Genomic DNA, 16,476 nt, shown 5'->3' with positions numbered 1-16,476 from the left:
ATGGTGTCGGAAAGATGAAACTCGACGCGTCAGCCACGAGAGACGTCATGAGCCCCGAATCGACGTGATCACGTCGCCGGCCGCCGGGCCGCGGCCAAGCTGCGCGAAGGAGCGGTTACCCGGCCGTGAGCGGACCGGCCGACGGCTCGGTCCCGTCACACCGGCGTCACGGGCATCCGAGTACGCGTACCCACGGAACAGGCATGGATCCTCCGGATCCTTATAGGAGAAACCGCCGTAAAAGTCCCCGGCCCCGTAGATCGCCACCGCGGCGAAACTGCCCTCGAGCCACCCCGTCCGCGCTCGGCGCCAGCGTCTCTTCGAGAGGGTGACGGCGATGTGCACGGCCATCCCCACCGCGGCGATCGCGATCAGCGGCCACCCCAGCGATACGAAGAGGAGGGACATGCCCAAGGCGGCGGTCATGGGCACCATTGATACCGGACGAGAACGGATGCGTTGCCGCCCCCGCAGGACCCGGCGACGGTGACGTTCTCGAACGAGGTCTTCGTGGAGGCGTAGAGCCCGACGCCGCCGCTGCGCACGACGTTGTCGCGGCCCTTCCGCCTCGTCGGCGGAGGTGACCGGACCAGTTCGGGTCAGGGGAAGGTGCTGATCTCGATGAGGTTCCGTTCCGGGTCGCGGATGTAGACGCTGCGGATGGGGCCGGTCGCGCCGGTGCGTTCGACCGGGCCTTCCTCGGGGACGCCGTGCGCCGCGAGTTCCTCGATCACCTGCTCCAACGGATCCGTGGTGATCAGGCAGAGGTCGGCGTTGCCCGGGGTCGGCCGGTGTGCCTTCGGCTCGAACTCGCGACCGGCCTGGTGCAGGTTGATCTTGGTGCGTCCGAACGTCAAGGCGGTGCGGTTCGCGCCGAACGTCACCGCCTGCATACCGAGAACCCGGACGTAGAAATCCACGGTGGTGTCGATATCGGCGACGGTCAAGACCACGTGGTCGATGCGGTCGATACGCATGCGGCTCCTCGACTGCCTCGGGTGCCCCGAGCGGGCTGCGGCATCTTCCAGCACCATAACCGCCGAGTCCGCATTCGAGCCCGGCCCACCTGTGCCGCCGGCGCCTTCGCCCGCACCGTTCTCGGCCCCTGCGACGGCCCTCGCAGAGTCCTGGTCGTCGGAACGCGACCCTTGAGAAGGGCCGGACTGCATGGTCCGCACCATCACCCGCATCGCCGCCATCGGCACGCTTCTCGCCACCACCCTCGCGTCATCCCCCACCACCGGAGCATGGGCGGCGACCACCTGCTCCGCGCCGCAGGAGAAGACGTTCTCCCTGCCCGGCAGGCCGGACGTCTGCGTCGGCGCAGTCTCCAACGAAGTTGTTGCTGGAGTCTCCTGAGAAGATCGCCCCGAACGTCCAGCCTCGGGAGGCGCATGATGGCCACGGGTAAGGCGACCGCAGCCGCTTATGAGTGGCTCTACCAGGAGTTCACCGACGACGTGGGCGACACCTGGCTCTGCGCGTGTTTCGTACGGGACTCGCCTCCTGAAGAGGCGCTGCGGCGGATCGACGTGGTCGCGGGCAGCCCTCTGGAAGGGGAGGGATTCGGCGTCGCGGCGTACCGGACCGATGGCGGGACGGTGCTCATCGAGTACGGCTGGGGCGGCGTCGTCTATAACGGTGCCGGGCGTCTTCGGCCGGCTCGGCGGCCGCCGCGGTCCGCGTGACGATCAAGGACGCTGAGTTCGCGTACCACGAAAACGGGACGCTGATCACCACGTTCAGCCTGTACAGCTACCGTTTCCGGGAGGGCGCCGAGCCCGATCGCCTCAGGGCCGACGTCACCGACCTCGGACTGCACGCCGACGTCGAGCACGGGTTCGCGGACAATCCGGCCTCCGCCGCGCTGGCCCTCGCCGAGCGGGCCACCGGCGTGCACCTTTCGCATGCGGCTTACGCGGACGCTGCTGCTGCGCTGGTCGGCTCGGCGGCGCAGCTCCATCCCTACGCCTAGCGAGAACCCCAGGAGCCCTCCGTCGGCGATGGCGCGCATGTCACGCCCCGGCCGTCACGGACCGGGGTCGCGGCGGCGGGCGGCCAGGCGGGACGGGGTCGGCCAGCGGACGTCGCGCACCCAGCCCAGCCGCTCCAGCCACCTGATCAGCCGGGCGGAGATGTCGATCTGGCCGGGCAGCATGCCGTGGCGGGCGCAGGTGGGGTCGGCGTGGTGGCCGTTGTGCCAGCTCTCACCGAACGAAAGGATCGCCAGCGGCCAGAAGTTCGCCGCCCGGTCCCCGGCGCGGGTCTTCAGCGGCCGCTCGCCGAAGACGTGGCAGACGGAGTTGATCGACCAGGTGACGTGGTGCAGCAGCGCGAGCCGTACCAGCGAGCCCCAGAAGAACGCGGTCACCGCCCCCGCCCAGGTGCCGGTGACCAGCAGGCCGACGGCGGGCGGCAGCAGCATCGAGACCGCCACCAGCGGCCCGAACAGCCGCTCGACCCGGACGATGCCGGCGTCGTTCAGCAGGTCCTTGGCGAAACGCTCCCGGTTGGTGAGGTCGCGTCCGAACATCCAGCCGACGTGCGCGAACACCAACCCCTTGGCCAGGCCGCGCACGCTGTGGCCGTAGCGCCAGGGCGAGTGCGGGTCGCCGTCACGGTCGGAGAAGGCGTGATGGCGCCGGTGGTCGGCCACCCACTGGATGACCGAGCCCTGCACCGCGAGCGACCCGGCCACGGCCAGGGCGATCCGCAGCCAGCGCCGTGCTTTGAACGCGCCATGGGCGAGGTAGCGGTGGAAGCCCACCGTGACGCCGAGCCCGGTCAGGACGTACGCCGCGCCGGCGATCACCACGTCGGTCCAGCTCAGGCCCCATCCCCAGGCCACCGGCACGGCGGCGACCAGCGCCGCGAACGGCACCAGAACGAACACCCACAACGCGACCACCGCCGCGACCGGTTTACGGCCGCCGATGAGCGGCGCCGCCCCCGCCCGTCCCTGATAGAACGCGCCTGCCTCCGACGCAGCCATGTCCGCATTCCCCCTTACACTGCGACGCCGATCTCCTGATGTACTCATGTGCCCACGAACGCGCAGGTCATGTCCGGGACCACGAGAGCCCACCGGAACGCGGCGCCCATCGCGGACGTGCCGCCCGGCCCGAAGGGGCATCCGGCCTCCTGAGCCCGCGAAGCAGCGAGCGTTCGCGGGAATCGCCGACCCTCCCTGGTCGACAGGTCACCGGCGCGCAGCGGAGATCATCCACGCGTGGAGCGCCGCGGGGCTCTCCGGCTCGGGGATGATCCGAGCCGGAGAGCCCCGGACGGCGTCACGAGATGCCGTAGGCGCGGGTGATGGTCTGGGTGAGGGAAACGCCGTCCGCGTCGGTGACGGTGGTACGGAGAGAGGCGAATCCCGGTGCGGACGGGTTCTGGATGGCCTGTTTACGACGCACCGGTCATGCTCCCTTCATCGGTTCGTCCCTGCTTGGTGAGAACCGCCCGGAAGGGTTACATCCGCACGTCAGGGCACATCTGCCCGGTCGGCGGCGGGTTCAGCGGTCGTCGGCGAAGCCGGTGCGGTAGGCGAGGACGACGGCCTGGACGCGGTCGCGCAGGTTCAGTTTGGTGAGGATGCGGGAGACGTACGTGCGGACGGTCTCGAAGCTGATGACCAGCTCCTCGGCGATCTCCTGGTTGGACAGGCCGCGGGCGATCAGGCGGAGCACCTCGCGTTCGCGGGGCGTGAGGACGGCGAGCGGGTCATCGGCCGGCTGCGGGGAGGCGGGGCGGAGGCGGTCGGCGTAGCGGCCGATGAGGTTGCGGGTGACGGCGGGCGACAGCAGGGCCTCGCCGCGGGCGACGGTGCGGACGCCGTTCACCAGCTCCGTCAGGGGCGCGTCCTTGAGCAGGAAGCCGCTGGCGCCGGCGCGCAGGGCCTCGTAGACGTACTTGTCGACGTTGAACGTGGTCACGACCAGCACCTTCGGCGGCGACTCCGCGCCGGGTCCGGCGATGCGCCGCGTCACCTCGATGCCGTCCATCAGCGGCATCTGGATGTCCATGACGACCACGTCGGGCTTCAGCTCGTGGATCGCCTCGATCGCGGCCGGGCCGTCGGCGGCCACGCCGACCACGGTCATGTCCGGCTGGGCGTCGAACGCCATCTGGTATCCGGCGCGGACGATCTCCTGGTCCTCGCAGATCATGACGCGGATGGTCACGCGGCACCGTCCATGGGGATCGACGCGTGGAGGCGGAAACCGCCGTCCGGCTGCTTTCCCGCGGCCAGCTCGCCGCCCAGCGCGCTCACCCGGGCGCGCAGCCCGGACAGGCCGCGCCCGCCGGACAGGTCGCTCCTCGCGCCGGCGGGCTGCGCGGCGGGGGCGTTCGTCACCTCGACCTCCACACGATCGTCCCGGCAGCCGACCCGTACGGTGGTCGGCCGGCCTTCTGCGTATTTGACGGCGTTCGTCAGGCCCTCCTGGACCACCCGGTACACGGCCAGGCCCACCGCGACCGGGAGCGCGGGCAGCTCGCCGTCCTCCACGAGCTCGACGGGCTGGCCGCCGCCGCGTACCTGCTCGACCAGGTCGCGCAGGCTGCCCGCGACGGGTCTTGCCGACTCCCCGGTGGCCTCAAGCACGTCGAGCAGGTAGCGGAGTTCGGCCAGGGCGCGGCGGCCGGTGCCGCCGATGGTCGTCAGCGCCGCGCGCACGCGGTCCGGCTCCGTGGCCACGAACTGGGTGGCGTCGGCCTGGATGACGATGCCGGTGACGTGGTGGGTGACCACGTCGTGCAGCTCGCGGGCGATGCGCGCGCGTTCCGCGGCGGTCGCGGCCTCGGCGGCGTGCCTGCGGCGTTCGGCCTCCTGGCGGCGCTGCCCGCGGACGAAGGCGCCGACCAGCCAGCAGGCGGCGAAGAGAACGTAGAACACCACGAACTGGCTCGGCCCGGCGGGCGAGCCGAGCAGCAGCATCGTCACGACCAGCAGGACGTACGCGGCCGACGCCGCGACGGCGACACCGCGGCGGAACCGCTCCTGGTGCGCGCCCGCCGAGTACAGCGCGAGGTACACCGTCACGGTGCTGAACCGCATGGGGTAGCCGAGCGCCTCGTGCAGGGCGAAGGACGTGCCGATGATCGCCAGGCAGGCGGCGGGCCACCGGGTGCGTACGGCGAGCGGCAGCGTCTGCGCGAGCGCCAGGACGATCGCGAACGCGTCCTCGGGGCGTTCGGGCAGGTCGCCGAAATCGACGCTCATGTTCGCCAGCAGCGGCACGAACGCGAGCCCGGTGAACACGGCGGCCAGCACCGGGTCCCAGATCGCGGCGCCGGATGAGCGCCACGCGTCGCGCGATCTTCGTATGCGGTCGGCGACCCGGGCCCACGACATGGGTCAGAGCCTATCGATCCCTGATCGTCAGCGTTTGTCCCTCAAATGAGCTACCCGGATTGTCCGCAGCACAGTGATTCGGAACGTGCCTCTGACCTCGTACTTTCCTGTCAGCCGCACAACGGAGAACAGCACAGGAGGCACGATCATGGGAGACACCATCCGCGTACGGACCGCCATCGCCGGCGCCCTGGCCGCGATCGCGACGGCGGGCACGCTGGTCGGCGCGCAGCCGGCCAAGGCCGCGACGCCGATCACCTGGGGGAAGTGCCCGCCGCTCGCGCAGGGCGCGGAACGCGACCCGAGGCAGACCTGCGGCACGGTCGAGGTGCCGCTGGACTACCGGCGTCCCGGCGGTGAGACGATCTCGATCGCCGTCTCCAGGATCGCCACCGCCAAGCCGGGCAAGAAGCGCGGCGTCCTGCTGCTCAACCCGGGCGGCCCCGGACTGCCCGGCCTGGACATGCCGGGCCAGATGGCTCACACGCTGCCGAAGCCGGTGCTCGACGCGTACGACCTGATCGGGTTCGACCCTCGCGGGATCGGCCACAGCAACCCGATGAGCTGCGGGCTGAGCGGCGCCGACAGCCTGTCCACCCTGTTCCCCTATCCCGGGCCCGGCGGCGCGATCGAGCCGAGCGTGGCCGCCGCCCGCAAGGTGGCCGAGCAGTGCGCCGCGAACGCCCCCAAGCTCCGGTACTTCACCAGCGCCAACACCGCCCGCGACATTGACCGCATCCGCCAGGCGCTCGGCGTGCGGAAGATCTCGTACTGGGGGCAGTCCTTCGGCACCTACCTCGGCGCGGTCTACGCCTCGATGTACCCCCGCCACACCGACCGGATCGTGCTGGAGGGCAACGTCGACCCGCGCAAGATCTGGTCGGGCATGCTCGACACCTGGAACCAGGGCATGAACGACCGCTTCCCCGACGCCGCCCGCATCGCCGCCGCCGACCACGCCACGCTGGGCCTGGGCCGCACCGCCGACGAGGTCACCAAGACCTTCATCGCGCTCGCCGACCGCCTCGACAGGAAGCCGGCCACGGTGCCGGGCGCGCAGGTGACCGTCAGCGGGGGGCTGCTGCGCGCGGTGACGTACCAGATGCTGCTGCACGACGAGACGCTCGCGCCGCTCACCAGGATCTGGAAGGCGGTGTCCGATCTGTCGGCGGGCAAGGCCCCGTCGAAGGAGGGCGCCGCCGCGCTCCAGCAGGCGCTCGCCGGCACCCCGGCCACGCCGGGCGTCCCGGAGGACAACCAGGTCACGATGGCCCTGGCCATGCTGTGCGGGGACACCTCGTGGTCGCGGGACGTCGGCTCGTACGCCAAGGCCGTCAAGACCGCCCGCGCGAAGTACCCCTTGAGCGCGGGGATGCCGGGCAACATCCGGGCGTGCGCGTTCTGGCCGGAGAAGCCGATCGAGCCGACGGTCAAGGTCACCTCGCGGGGCCCGCGGAACGTCCTGGTCCTGCAGAACCGCCGCGACAACGCCACCCCCTGGGCGGCGGGGAAGGGCATGCGCAAGGCGCTCGGCCACCGCGCCGTCCTCGTCGGCGCCGATCAGGGCGGCCACTACGTGTACGGCACCGGCTCGGCCTGCGCCGACCGCGCCACGGTCGCCTTCCTGGCCAAGGGCGAGCTCCCGGCCCGCGACCTCTACTGCCGCTCCTGACCCCGCCCCCCGCAGGACGCCACGGTTCCCGCTCGTCTCCACGGCGGTCGCCGTGGCCCCGGCGGCCGGCGCGCTCGCCGGGGCCGCTCCTGCGACGGCGCACCTCGACGCGCGGCCGGTGGCCGCCTCCTCCGCCGGGTCGTTCTCGCTGGCCTACGTACGGGTCGCCGGCAGCTCCAGGATCAACCGGGACGGCGTCACGTGTTACTCGGGGCCGGTGAGCTTCGGCATCGCCCTGAAGGGGCCGAAAGCTGAAGAAGTCGGTCACGTCGGTCAAGTGCTGACGTTCTGCTCCCGCTCTCCGCCCTCCGCGACGTCCTGAAGGGCTTCCCGGCGGGCGGTGAGTGCCGGGGCACCGGCCCAGACGACGACGCGGTCGGCGTCTGCGTCGTACCCGAGATCCGGATGGGCGGGTGTTCCCTCCGCGCTCATCCAGACGGACATGCCGAGACGCCGGCCGATCGAGCGGAGGAGGTCACGAGGACGTCCCCTCCACGACCACATCCGGCAGGGTTCCGTTGAGCGCGGGGTCGAGGAAGGGCTTCACCTCCTCCCACAGCAGATCAGGCACAGCAGGCATCATTCCCGAGACCCGAGAACGGCACGGCTGCGAGAGTATGGCGGAATGGACCACCAGAAACTTCGCGATTCGATCAGCAACGCGTGGGCGGCGGACGTGCTGCCCAGCCTCTCCGGGCTGGTCGAGATCCCCGCCGTGTCGGCCGCCTACGACGCCGCCTGGGAGGAGAACGGGCACCTGCGGGCCGCCGTCGAGCACGTACGCGGCTGGATAGCCGCGCGGGGGCTGCCGGGTGCGCGGTGCGAGGTCGTGCGGCTCGACGGCCGGGCGCCGCTGCTGTTCGTGGACGTGCCCGCGACGCCCGGCGCGGCGGCGACCGCCGGGACCGTGCTGCTGTACGGGCACCTCGACAAGCAGCCGCCGCTCGGCGACTGGTCGGAGGGCCTGGGGCCGTGGCAGCCGGTGATCCGCGGCGACCGGCTCTACGGCCGGGGCGCCGCCGACGACGGATACTCGGGTTACGCGGCCACGACCGCGCTGGAGGCCGTACAGGAGGCCGGTGGCGAGCATGCCCGTGCGGTGCTGCTGCTGGAGACCGGCGAGGAGTCGGGCAGCCCTGACCTGCCCGCGTACTTGGAGCATCTCGGCGACCGGCTCGGCGAGGTGTCGCTGGTGGTCTGCCTGGACGGGGGCGGCGGCGACTACGAGCGGCTGTGGCTGACCTCCAGCCTGCGCGGCGCGGTGCAGGCGACGCTGACGGTGCGCCTGCTGGAGACGGGCGTGCACTCCGGGCTCGGCAGCGGCATCGTGCCGAGCTCGTTCCGGGTCATGCGCCAGCTGCTCGACCGCCTGGAGGACCCGGAGACCGGCGAGATCAAGGTGCCCGAGATGGTGGTTCCCATCCCGGACGAGCGGCGCGCGGAGGCGGCGGAGCTGGTCGCGGGCCATCCCGAGGTGGCCGTGCCGAAGCTTCCGGTGCTGCCGGGCGTGCGGCGGGTCTCCGATGACGAGGTGGAGCTCGTGCTCAACAACACCTGGCGGCCGACCCTGTCCATCACCGGCGCCGCAGGGCTCCCTGACCCGGCGGTGGCGGGCGCGGTGCTGCGGCCCTGGAGCTCCGTACGGCTGAGCTTCCGCCTGCCTCCCACGGCCGACGCCGAGGCGGCGCGGGCGGCGCTGGAGCGGGTGCTCACGACCGACGTGCCGTACGGGGCGCAGATCGAGGTCGGCGAGTTCATGGTCCTGAACGGCTGGCACGCGCCCACGGCGGCCCCCTGGCTGGAGGCGGCGCTGCGGCAGGTCGGCGATGACGTGTTCGGCAGGCCGTGCCAGAGCATGGGGATCGGCGGCGGGATCCCGTTCATGGAGATGCTCGGCAGGCGGTATCCGCGGGCGCAGTTCGTCGTCACGGGTGCGCTCGGCAACGACTCGAACGCCCACGTACCGGATGAGTGGCTGCACATCCCGTTCGCCAAGCAGGTGACCGAGGCGGTGGCGCGCCTGCTCGACGCGCACGCGCGGGCCGGCGCGCAGAGCTGACCGCTCACACCCCGAGCGTGCGGCGACTGCTCCGGCGGACCGGGCCGGCGTTGGCCGACCCCGCCGCGCGGAACCGTCACCCCTCCTGAGCCTGGCCGGGCTCACCGTGTCCGCGCATGGTGACGAAACAGATGGCGGCCGCCGCCGCCAGGACCGGGACGCCGACGAGGATCGGCGCGCGCAGCCCCCACGACGCCGCGACCACGGACTCTCTCCTTATCTGCCGATGTCTGATCTGCGGGCCCTGGCAACCAGAACATCACGTCGTCGCGGAAGTCCATCGCGTTCTGCTCTCGGCGGATTGCCGGAAGGCGAACAGCCCGCCTCCGGCTCGACCTGCCGGGGCGGACCGCATGGGTCATGGGTCCATGGTGCCTGTCCGGCATGGCGGTGATCCTGGCGTTTGTCAGCTCAGGGCGCGGGTCACCTCGGCGATGCGTTCCTCGGTCCACTCGACGTCGGGGTCGGGTTCGAGGAAGGCGGTGAGGGTGGCGGCGACGCCGAGGGCGGGCAGGGACCAGTGGGCCGGGTCGGAGTCGCCGAAGGGCGCCGCCGTCACGCGGCGGTCGGCCACGTCCGGGGTGCTGAGCGCCGTGGTGACCAGCCCGCGCAGGGTGGCGCTCGCCAGCAGTGCGACCGTCTCGTACGTGGCCCCCGTCTCGGGCCTGATCCGGTAGCCGAGGAGCGTCGCCATCTGCTCGTACGTGGCCGCGATGGCGCTGATGAACCCGTGCTCCGACCGGGCGAGCACGCTCCTGACCTCCTCCCGCAGCTCGCCGTCTGGCAGGCTCTGGAACGTGGCGTGCAACGCCAGGTACGTGCGCCACTCCGTGGAGCCGTGAATGCGCTGGAAGTCGCGCCGCGCCCCTTCGCGTATCAGCTCCATGATCAGGCGGTGGCGCTGCTCCGGCGTCCGCAACCGGTCGAGGCGGTCGCGGACGATGCGGCGGATCATCTCGTCAGTGCCCTCGCGCGAGATCGCGGCAGGGGTCGCCGCCGCCGCGATCTCCTTCAGCAGGTCGCTGAAGAACAGGTCTTTGTACGGCCAGCGGCGGTAGGCGGCGCTGCGGGAGACCCCGGCCTCGCGGATCACCTCCTCGAAGCTGATGTGCTCCAGGCTCACCGTCAGGCCGGTGCGGGCGACCGCGGTGATCGCGGCCCGCAGCATGCGCCGCGCGGTCTCCTCGTCCGACAGTCGTGGCCGGCGGCCGGTGAGACCGGTGGGGGTGCGCGGGGTCGGGGTCGGCATGGCTATCCTCTCGTTTAAGACACTGTATTTCATATCTCAAACTGAGGACGAGCGCTGTGATCCCCTTCTTCGCCCTGGTGTTCGTACTCTCGGTCCCGTTCTGGGTGGCGGGGGCGTTACTCGGCGACCTCCCCGGCAGCCCGATGAACCTGCCGGTGGGCGCGCTGCAGTTCCCGTGCCCCCTCATCGCCGCGGCGATCCTGCTGCACCGGCGCGAGGGGGCGGGTGCGGTACGCCGGCTGCTGCGCACGACGTTCGCCGCAGGAGGCATGCGCCGGGCGCCCTGGCTGGTCACCGCGTTCCTGCTGGCGCCCGTCATCGACCTGGCGGCCTACGCGCTCGCGCTGCTGGTGGGCGGCCCGCTCGGCGGCGAGCACTCCCCGCTCCTGGCCGCACCGCTGCTGTTCGCGGTGTTCTTCGTCGCGGCGGCCTGCGAGGAGGCGGGCTGGATGGGGTACGCCGCGGGCCCGCTGCTGGACCGGCGGGGCGTGCTCGGCGCGGGCCTGATCATCGGCGTGGTGTGGGGAGCCTGGCACGTCGTGCCGCTGCTCCAGGCGGGCCGCTCCCCCGCCTGGATCGCCTGGTGGTTCCTGGGCACGGTGGCCGCGCGGGTGATCATCGTCTGGCTGTACGCCGGCACCGGCGGGAGCGTGCCGGCGGCCGTGGTCGTGCACGCGATGCTCAACGTGATGCCGTCGCTGCTGCCCGGCTACACCGCAGGTGACACTCTGATCGCCTGCTCGGGGCTGATCGGCGCGCTCGTCGCGGTGGCGCTGCTCGTCTGGAGCGCAGGACCCGCTTCATCACGTACGCCCCGGCCGGCCAGAAGAGCGTGATCGCCCCGGAACGTACGACCAGGTGGACCGGGTCGGTCCGCAGCGTGCCGCACGCGGGCCGGCGCGGCCCCGGTCGTCAGGCGGCCGGCGCCACCTCCCCAACCGGTCGCCTGACGATGACGTTCAGGCGGTTGACGGTGTTCATCAAGGCGATGAGGGAGACCAGGGCGGCGAGCTGCTCCTCGTCGTAGTGCTCGGCGGCGTACGCCCACGCCTCGTCGGAGACACCGGGGGCACCGTCGGCGACGCGGGTGCCCTGCTCGGCCAGTTGCAGGGCGGCGCGCTCGGCGTCGGTGAAGACCGTCGCCTCCCGCCAGGCGGCGACCATGTGGAGGCGGTCGGCGCTCTCTCCCTTGGCGGCGGCGGTCTTCGTGTGCAGGTCGATGCAGACCGCGCAGCCGTTGATCTGGCTGATGCGCAGCGCCACGAGCTCCTGCGTCCGCACGGGCAGGGTGGCCGACTCCTGCAGGACCTTCCCCGCGGACATGATGTGCTTGACGATCTTGCCGACGATCGGGCGGCTCATGAGGTCCAGGCGGGCTTCCATGGCGTGCTCCTTCACTGTTGATTCACTGGTCGTGCATGAGACGGCGGCCGCCCGGATCCTGTGACAACCTGGCTCGTGTCACAGAACGCCGCCCGGCGACGTCCTATGCGGAGAGACCGCCGAACGGAACAGGAGCCGCCTCGTGAACGCGGACAACAGCCCCGACACCGCGACCGAGGTGTTCGTCGCCCACCGCGACCTGCTCTTCACGCTCGCGTACGAGATGCTCGGCTCGGTGGCCGACGCCGAGGACGTCCTGCAGGAGACCTGGCTGCGCTGGTCGGCCGTCGATCTCGGCACGGTACGCGAGCACCGCGCGTACCTGGTGCGGATCGCCACCCGCCAGGCGCTCGACCGGCTCCGCGCGCTCAGCCGGCGCAAGGAGTCCTACGTCGGGCCCTGGCTGCCGGAGCCGCTGCTCACCGCGCCCGACGTGGCCGAGGACGTCGAGCTGGCCGACAGCGTCTCGATGGCGATGCTGCTGGTGCTGGAGACGCTGAAGCCGGCCGAGCGTGCGGTGTTCGTGCTGCGCGAGGTCTTCGACTTGGGCTACGACGAGATCGCGCAGGCCGTCGGCAAGAGCCCGGCGGCGGTCCGGCAGATCGCCCACCGGGCCCGCGCGCACGTCGCCGCCCGCCGCCCCCGCGACGCCGCCTCCCCGGCCGAGGCCCGCGCCGTGCTCGCGGCCTTCCAGCGGGCGGTCGAGACGGGGGATCTGCAGAGCCTGTTCGACCTGCTCGCCCCGGACGTGGTCGCCCTGAGCGACACCGGCGGGCTCAAGCAGAACCTCCCGCGCCCGCTGTCGGGTGCCGATCGCGTGGCCCGCCTGCTCGCCACGGGCCTGCGCATGCTGGGCACGCGGCTGTCGTTCCAGCCGGCGCACGTCAACGGCAGCCCCGCGCTCCTCGTCCGGATCGACGGGGAGATCGACGGCGTCATGGCGGTACGGGTGGAGTCCGGCCTGATCACCGGCCTCTACTTCGTCCGCAACCCGGACAAGCTGTCCCGCGTGCGGCGGGAGCCGGACCTGCCCGAGATCGCGGTCAGGCCGCCTCGTCCTCGCGGCGGGGAACCGGTGCCAGGTGCGGGCGTGCATCATCCTCAGGGAAGACCCACTTCCTGAACGCCCACCGACGGCGAAGAGCAGCGCGGAGCCGATCATCACACGGTGAAGAGCAGCGCGGAGCCGATCAGGAGCACGACCGCGGTGGCGAAGTGGACGCCGTACGCGGTGGCCTTGGCGCCGCCGTTGCGCAGCACGATGAGGGTGTCACTCAGCGGTGCCAGGGCGGCGACCAGCAGGAACCACGCCTCCGCCTGCGCTCCCGCGAAGGCCAGCAGGGCCAGGCCGACCAGCCCGTACGTGCCGTCGCGCACCCCCTTGATGGTGAGGTACGCGCGGTCGGTCGTGGCGGGCACGCCGTAGCCCGCGGCGGCGGCGTACGGCGTGAGCAGGAAGCGTGCGCCGATGAGCAGGCACAGCAGGTTGATGGCGATGGCGAGGCCGTACGCGACAGCGGTCAGCATGGCGGGACTCCACGAGTGCTAGCAGTGCTAGGGACGTTGCCGACGCTAGCAGAGCATCGACAATACTTCTAGCGGTGCTAGATTTGGCCCATGTCGATCCAGAGCCGCAAGGAACGCGAACGCGCCCAGCGGGAGAAGCTGATCATCGCCGCCGCGCGCGAGCTGGCCGAGTCAGAAGGCTGGGAGGCGGTCACCACGCGACGGCTGGCCGAAGAGGTCGAATACAGCCAGCCCGTGCTCTACAGCCACTTCACGAGCAAGGACGCGATCGTCACGGCCGTCGCGCTCGAAGGCATCGCCGACATGGCCGAGGAACTGCGCGCCGCCCGCACCGCCGCGCACTCGCCCGCCGCCGCCCTGGCCGCGCTCGCCTCCGCGTACATCTCCTTCGCCGAACGGCGGCCCGCGCTCTACGACGCCATGTTCAGCCGCCGGGTCGATCTGCCCTTCGCCACCCAGGAGGCGCCGCCCGCGCTGAAGGCCGCGTTCGGCGAGTTCGTCGAGGCCGTACGCCCCTACACCGGGGACACCGCGCCCGAGGTGCTGGCCGAGATCCTCTGGGCCGCCCTGCACGGGCTGGTCACGCTGATGCGCGGCGGCCGCATCCCCCGCGAGGCGCACGAGGAGCGGCTCACGGCCCTTTTGGCCAGGTTCACCCAAGCCACCGGTTGACCGCCCACGGCGCGCCCGCCTCAGGCTCCGGTCAGCTGGGCGCGGAGGGCGGAAGCTCCGGATGCTGCGAGCCAGTCGGCGAGGGTGCGCGCGGTGTTCAACGCGGCGGCGCAGCGGTTCCGGGACGCGCTCGGCCGGCTGCTGCGCGAGCCTCAGGAGGCCGGGGTGGTGCGTGCCGACGTGCGGAACGACGACCTGGCCGCGCTGCTGGCCGGCCGCGCCGCTACTGCGGCCCCACCTGCCGCCGGCGCGCCCACCGCCGCGGCCTCGCCGGGTGACCGCCCACGCCGTACCCGACCGACCTGTACGACCTCATGGCCTCCTTCGGCGTCAGCGGCCCGGATTTCGACGATCTCCACGTGCTGTGGGCTGAGGGCATGGGGGGCAACGAGCTCTGCCGCCGCCTGGGCGCTGATCCGGTGAATGCCGGCCACTTCTCGCTGAGTGGGCGCTGAACGCGGCGGTCTGCGCCCGCCACTGCTCGGCCGGCCCGCCCTCCTGGTTGAACACCACACACCGCCGACGGACGTGCGCCTCGCGGCCGCACGCGAAAAGTGGTCATACCCCGTCCCGGCGCGTTCTCACTTTCTCGGGGCGAAAAAATGAAAGTCGCAGGCCACGAAGCCTTTCACGGAGCCGAGTCAGCCGTTGTGGGAAGCAGTCAAAGGTCGAGTCACAAATATCAACGCACCCCCTCCAAAAGATCCGAATGCTGGTCTATGATCCAGTCGTTACGAGGGAGCCTCGCGAGATGGGAGTTCGAACCTTGTCCGGTGATGTCATCGACGCCGCCTCTCGTCCCCGGCGCCAGGACGGCACGCGGGTTCGCCGCGTCGGCGGCCGGGTCGTGCTCATTCTTGATTCCGGCGGGCTCGAACTCAATGAGACCGCGGAATCGGTCTGGCAACTCTGTTCCGGATCCACGTCGGTCGCCGAGATCGTCACCAAAATCAGCGAGGAATACGACGCCGAGGAGGACGAGATCCGCAAGGACGTCGTGGAGCTCCTGGAAGAACTGGAGAGCCTCGGAGCCCTAGAGATCGTCGCCCCGGCGTAAGCGCAGGTCGTGACGCCGATGGAGAGTACCGGCGAGGGCTTCCTCACCGTTCTGCTCGGCCCCGACGGCGCCGGCAAGACGACGCTCACGGCACGACTGAAAAAGCTCGTGCCGGAGTGGCGTTTCACGTCGCTGCAGCCGGAGGACCTATATCCGATCGAGAACCTCGACTGTTACAACTGGGCCCTCCGGACCCATCCTCGCGAATATGTGCAGCACATGGCGCCCATGGTGCGCACGTCTTTCTTTCTGCATATCATCGCGCTGGAATGGGAATATCATATCCGCCCCGCGCTGGCCGAGGGCCGTACCGTCCTATGCGATTCCTATTGGTATCGCACGGCGGTCAAGGAGTCGATTCACAATCCGGGTGCCGCGTCGCTGCTGAGCGGCATCACGGAGCTGCTTCCTGAGCCGGACCTCATCGTCTGGCTCGATGTCCCGCTGGAAGAGGCGTGGCGGCGCAACGGCGTTCCGACCGTTTTCGAGGTCGCCGGTGACGACCTGAGCTATCCCGCTTTCGAGGATTTCCAGCAGCAGGTGCTGAACGATCTGCACGACCAGGTGAAGGGGATTCCGCAGGTGTCGTTCGACGGAAGGCTGGGCATCGACGAGCTCGCTCGTTCCGTGGCCGACCAGGTCGGTGCGCTCGCCGCGCACCATCGCACCGGCCGGACTCGAAGCAGGCAGGCGGGGCGGTAATGCCTCCTCGCCTCGCGCAGATCTACCCCCCGCCCCGCACGAAGACGGCCCCGCCCCCCATTTTCACCCCGCGCACGGTCGCGCTGCCCGCGGCCGTGACGCTCGGCGCGCTCGCCTGCTGGGCGGTGGACGCGCCGGACTTCGCGGTCATGCTGGCTGCGGTGGCGACCGTGTGGGCCATGCAGCTCATCGCGCCCGCCGTGCGGCGGCGCAGCCTGTCCATGGCGGGCTGGGCGTCGGAGGTGCTGTTCGCGGCGCCTTTCGTGCTGTTCTTCCTGCCGTACGTGGCGTGGACGGCGATCGTCCGCCCGGCGTTCGCGTGGGACTGGGCAGGCGCCGTCCTCGCGGTCGTCGTCGCGGCGGCCGTGTACGCCAGCGACTGGCGGCGGCTGCGCCTCGGCTTCGACCGCGAGCTGCTCGAACTCATGGCGCCGCTGCGCCTGTCCACGGCCGCGCTGCGCAGCTACCAGTTGCTGGCCGCGGCGATCGGGCAGGAGCTGTTCTACCGCGGCGTGCTCTTCGCGTTCCTCGTCCCGGTCGTCGGGTGGTGGGCGGTGCCCGTCTCGACCGTGCTGTTCGTCGTGGAGCACCTGGGCAACCGCTGGGCCGGCACCGTCATCAACGTCGCCTACGTCGTGCGGATCACCGTGCTGTCGACGCTGCTCGCCTCGATCGCGTACGTGACGGGCTCGCTGTGGGCGGCGGTGCTCGGTCACGTCACCTACAACCTGTTCCCCGTGGCACAGATCGTCTGGCATTACCGGACCAACCCGTACCGGGGCGGCGCCGGGTAGCGCCG

22 protein-coding genes and 1 pseudogene are annotated in these 16,476 nt (G+C 71.2%); 13 read left to right on the top strand and 10 right to left on the bottom strand.

Annotation, left to right across the window (positions count from 1 at the left end; all coding sequences use genetic code 11):
- Positions 1-45: 45 nt before the first annotated feature.
- Together WBK31_RS38215 and WBK31_RS38210 are read right to left on the bottom strand one after the other, a co-directional pair.
- Positions 46-426 (bottom strand): hypothetical protein, encoded by a 381-nt coding sequence (locus WBK31_RS38215; protein ID WP_406673983.1) that lies wholly within the window; start codon positions 424-426, stop codon positions 46-48.
- A gap of 173 nt (positions 427-599) precedes the next feature.
- Entirely contained in the window at positions 600-977 is a 378-nt protein-coding gene (locus WBK31_RS38210) for a VOC family protein (protein ID WP_406673982.1), read from the bottom strand.
- Between the two features lie 190 nt (positions 978-1,167).
- On the opposite strand from WBK31_RS38210, the gene WBK31_RS38205 reads away from it, so the two are divergent.
- The 3 genes from WBK31_RS38205 to WBK31_RS38195 are packed head-to-tail and all read left to right on the top strand — an operon-like array spanning position 1,168 to position 1,975.
- Positions 1,168-1,359, top strand: coding sequence for a hypothetical protein (locus WBK31_RS38205; protein ID WP_406673981.1), 192 nt, complete (start codon positions 1,168-1,170; stop codon positions 1,357-1,359).
- A gap of 35 nt (positions 1,360-1,394) precedes the next feature.
- On the top strand, positions 1,395-1,688 hold the full coding sequence (locus tag WBK31_RS38200; protein WP_406673980.1) for a hypothetical protein: 294 nt from the start codon (positions 1,395-1,397) through the stop codon (positions 1,686-1,688).
- The gene (locus WBK31_RS38195) at positions 1,685-1,975 is read left to right on the top strand and encodes a DUF6461 domain-containing protein (protein ID WP_406673979.1); all 291 of its coding nucleotides are present in this window, start codon (positions 1,685-1,687) and stop codon (positions 1,973-1,975) included. Before WBK31_RS38200 ends, WBK31_RS38195 begins: the two co-directional genes overlap by 4 nt.
- 54 nt (positions 1,976-2,029) lie before the next feature.
- On the opposite strand, the gene WBK31_RS38190 is transcribed toward WBK31_RS38195, so the two are convergent.
- The 4 genes from WBK31_RS38190 to WBK31_RS38175 form a co-directional block, all read right to left on the bottom strand.
- Positions 2,030-2,992, bottom strand: a complete 963-nt coding sequence (locus WBK31_RS38190; protein WP_364063514.1) for an acyl-CoA desaturase — start codon at positions 2,990-2,992, stop codon at positions 2,030-2,032.
- A gap of 298 nt (positions 2,993-3,290) precedes the next feature.
- Positions 3,291-3,416, bottom strand: a complete 126-nt coding sequence (locus WBK31_RS38185) for a hypothetical protein (RefSeq protein WP_406673978.1) — start codon at positions 3,414-3,416, stop codon at positions 3,291-3,293.
- A gap of 99 nt (positions 3,417-3,515) precedes the next feature.
- Positions 3,516-4,169, bottom strand: coding sequence for a response regulator transcription factor (locus WBK31_RS38180; protein ID WP_364064732.1), 654 nt, complete (start codon positions 4,167-4,169; stop codon positions 3,516-3,518).
- An 11-nt stretch (positions 4,170-4,180) separates the two neighbouring features.
- Positions 4,181-5,356 carry a histidine kinase gene (locus WBK31_RS38175; RefSeq protein ID WP_364063520.1) on the bottom strand — a complete coding sequence of 392 codons (1,176 nt, stop codon included), beginning with the start codon at positions 5,354-5,356 and terminating at the stop codon, positions 4,181-4,183.
- A 148-nt stretch (positions 5,357-5,504) separates the two neighbouring features.
- Between WBK31_RS38175 and WBK31_RS38170 the strand changes: the two genes are divergently transcribed.
- The 3 genes from WBK31_RS38170 to WBK31_RS38160 all read left to right on the top strand — a co-directional run bounded on the left by WBK31_RS38170 (position 5,505) and on the right by WBK31_RS38160 (position 9,087).
- Positions 5,505-7,028 carry an alpha/beta hydrolase gene (locus WBK31_RS38170; RefSeq protein ID WP_364063523.1) on the top strand — a complete coding sequence of 508 codons (1,524 nt, stop codon included), beginning with the start codon at positions 5,505-5,507 and terminating at the stop codon, positions 7,026-7,028.
- A gap of 52 nt (positions 7,029-7,080) precedes the next feature.
- Positions 7,081-7,350: a hypothetical protein gene (locus WBK31_RS38165; protein WP_406673977.1), complete on the top strand. Its 270-nt coding sequence runs from the start codon at positions 7,081-7,083 to the stop codon at positions 7,348-7,350.
- Positions 7,351-7,653: 303 nt separating this feature from the next.
- Complete coding sequence (locus tag WBK31_RS38160; RefSeq protein WP_406673976.1) at positions 7,654-9,087, top strand: M20/M25/M40 family metallo-hydrolase; 1,434 nt, start codon at positions 7,654-7,656, stop codon at positions 9,085-9,087.
- 76 nt (positions 9,088-9,163) lie between these two features.
- Here the strand turns inward: WBK31_RS38160 and WBK31_RS38155 are convergent, their stop codons facing one another.
- A complete protein-coding gene (locus WBK31_RS38155; RefSeq protein WP_406673975.1) occupies positions 9,164-9,292 on the bottom strand; it encodes a hypothetical protein in 129 nt (42 codons plus the stop codon).
- 201 nt (positions 9,293-9,493) lie between these two features.
- Positions 9,494-10,336 carry a TetR/AcrR family transcriptional regulator gene (locus WBK31_RS38150; protein WP_364063535.1) on the bottom strand — a complete coding sequence of 281 codons (843 nt, stop codon included), beginning with the start codon at positions 10,334-10,336 and terminating at the stop codon, positions 9,494-9,496.
- A gap of 56 nt (positions 10,337-10,392) precedes the next feature.
- Here WBK31_RS38150 and WBK31_RS38145 point away from each other — a divergent pair, with 56 nt between their 5' ends.
- Positions 10,393-11,172: a CPBP family intramembrane glutamic endopeptidase gene (locus WBK31_RS38145; RefSeq protein WP_406673974.1), complete on the top strand. Its 780-nt coding sequence runs from the start codon at positions 10,393-10,395 to the stop codon at positions 11,170-11,172.
- Positions 11,173-11,248: 76 nt separating this feature from the next.
- Here WBK31_RS38145 and WBK31_RS38140 read toward each other — a convergent pair whose 3' ends face one another.
- The gene (locus WBK31_RS38140) at positions 11,249-11,719 is read right to left on the bottom strand and encodes a carboxymuconolactone decarboxylase family protein (RefSeq protein ID WP_364063541.1); all 471 of its coding nucleotides are present in this window, start codon (positions 11,717-11,719) and stop codon (positions 11,249-11,251) included.
- Positions 11,720-11,861: 142 nt separating this feature from the next.
- On the opposite strand from WBK31_RS38140, the gene WBK31_RS38135 reads away from it, so the two are divergent.
- Positions 11,862-12,842, top strand: a complete 981-nt coding sequence (locus WBK31_RS38135) for an RNA polymerase sigma-70 factor (protein WP_364063543.1) — start codon at positions 11,862-11,864, stop codon at positions 12,840-12,842.
- Positions 12,843-12,880: 38 nt separating this feature from the next.
- On the opposite strand, the gene WBK31_RS38130 is transcribed toward WBK31_RS38135, so the two are convergent.
- Complete coding sequence (locus tag WBK31_RS38130) at positions 12,881-13,246, bottom strand: DUF4267 domain-containing protein (RefSeq protein ID WP_378785613.1); 366 nt, start codon at positions 13,244-13,246, stop codon at positions 12,881-12,883.
- 90 nt (positions 13,247-13,336) lie between these two features.
- On the opposite strand from WBK31_RS38130, the gene WBK31_RS38125 reads away from it, so the two are divergent.
- The 5 genes and pseudogenes from WBK31_RS38125 (at position 13,337) to WBK31_RS38105 (ending at position 16,471) form a co-directional block, all read left to right on the top strand.
- Complete coding sequence (locus WBK31_RS38125; RefSeq protein WP_378785615.1) at positions 13,337-13,918, top strand: TetR/AcrR family transcriptional regulator; 582 nt, start codon at positions 13,337-13,339, stop codon at positions 13,916-13,918.
- A gap of 66 nt (positions 13,919-13,984) precedes the next feature.
- Positions 13,985-14,341: pseudogene (locus tag WBK31_RS38120) on the top strand (hypothetical protein); the annotation flags it as partial.
- Positions 14,342-14,669: 328 nt separating this feature from the next.
- Positions 14,670-14,975 carry a PqqD family protein gene (locus tag WBK31_RS38115; protein ID WP_406673973.1) on the top strand — a complete coding sequence of 102 codons (306 nt, stop codon included), beginning with the start codon at positions 14,670-14,672 and terminating at the stop codon, positions 14,973-14,975.
- Positions 14,976-14,984: 9 nt separating this feature from the next.
- A complete protein-coding gene (locus WBK31_RS38110) occupies positions 14,985-15,677 on the top strand; it encodes a hypothetical protein (protein ID WP_364063554.1) in 693 nt (230 codons plus the stop codon).
- Positions 15,677-16,471, top strand: a complete 795-nt coding sequence (locus WBK31_RS38105) for a CPBP family intramembrane glutamic endopeptidase (protein ID WP_364063557.1) — start codon at positions 15,677-15,679, stop codon at positions 16,469-16,471. Before WBK31_RS38110 ends, WBK31_RS38105 begins: the two co-directional genes overlap by 1 nt.
- Positions 16,472-16,476 lie beyond the last annotated feature (5 nt).

Origin of the sequence: Nonomuraea sp. N2-4H (assembly GCF_045291505.1) — a bacterium.
Taxonomy (GTDB): Bacteria; Actinomycetota; Actinomycetes; order Streptosporangiales; family Streptosporangiaceae; genus Nonomuraea; species Nonomuraea fastidiosa.
This window is presented reverse-complemented; position numbering and strand designations above follow the sequence as displayed.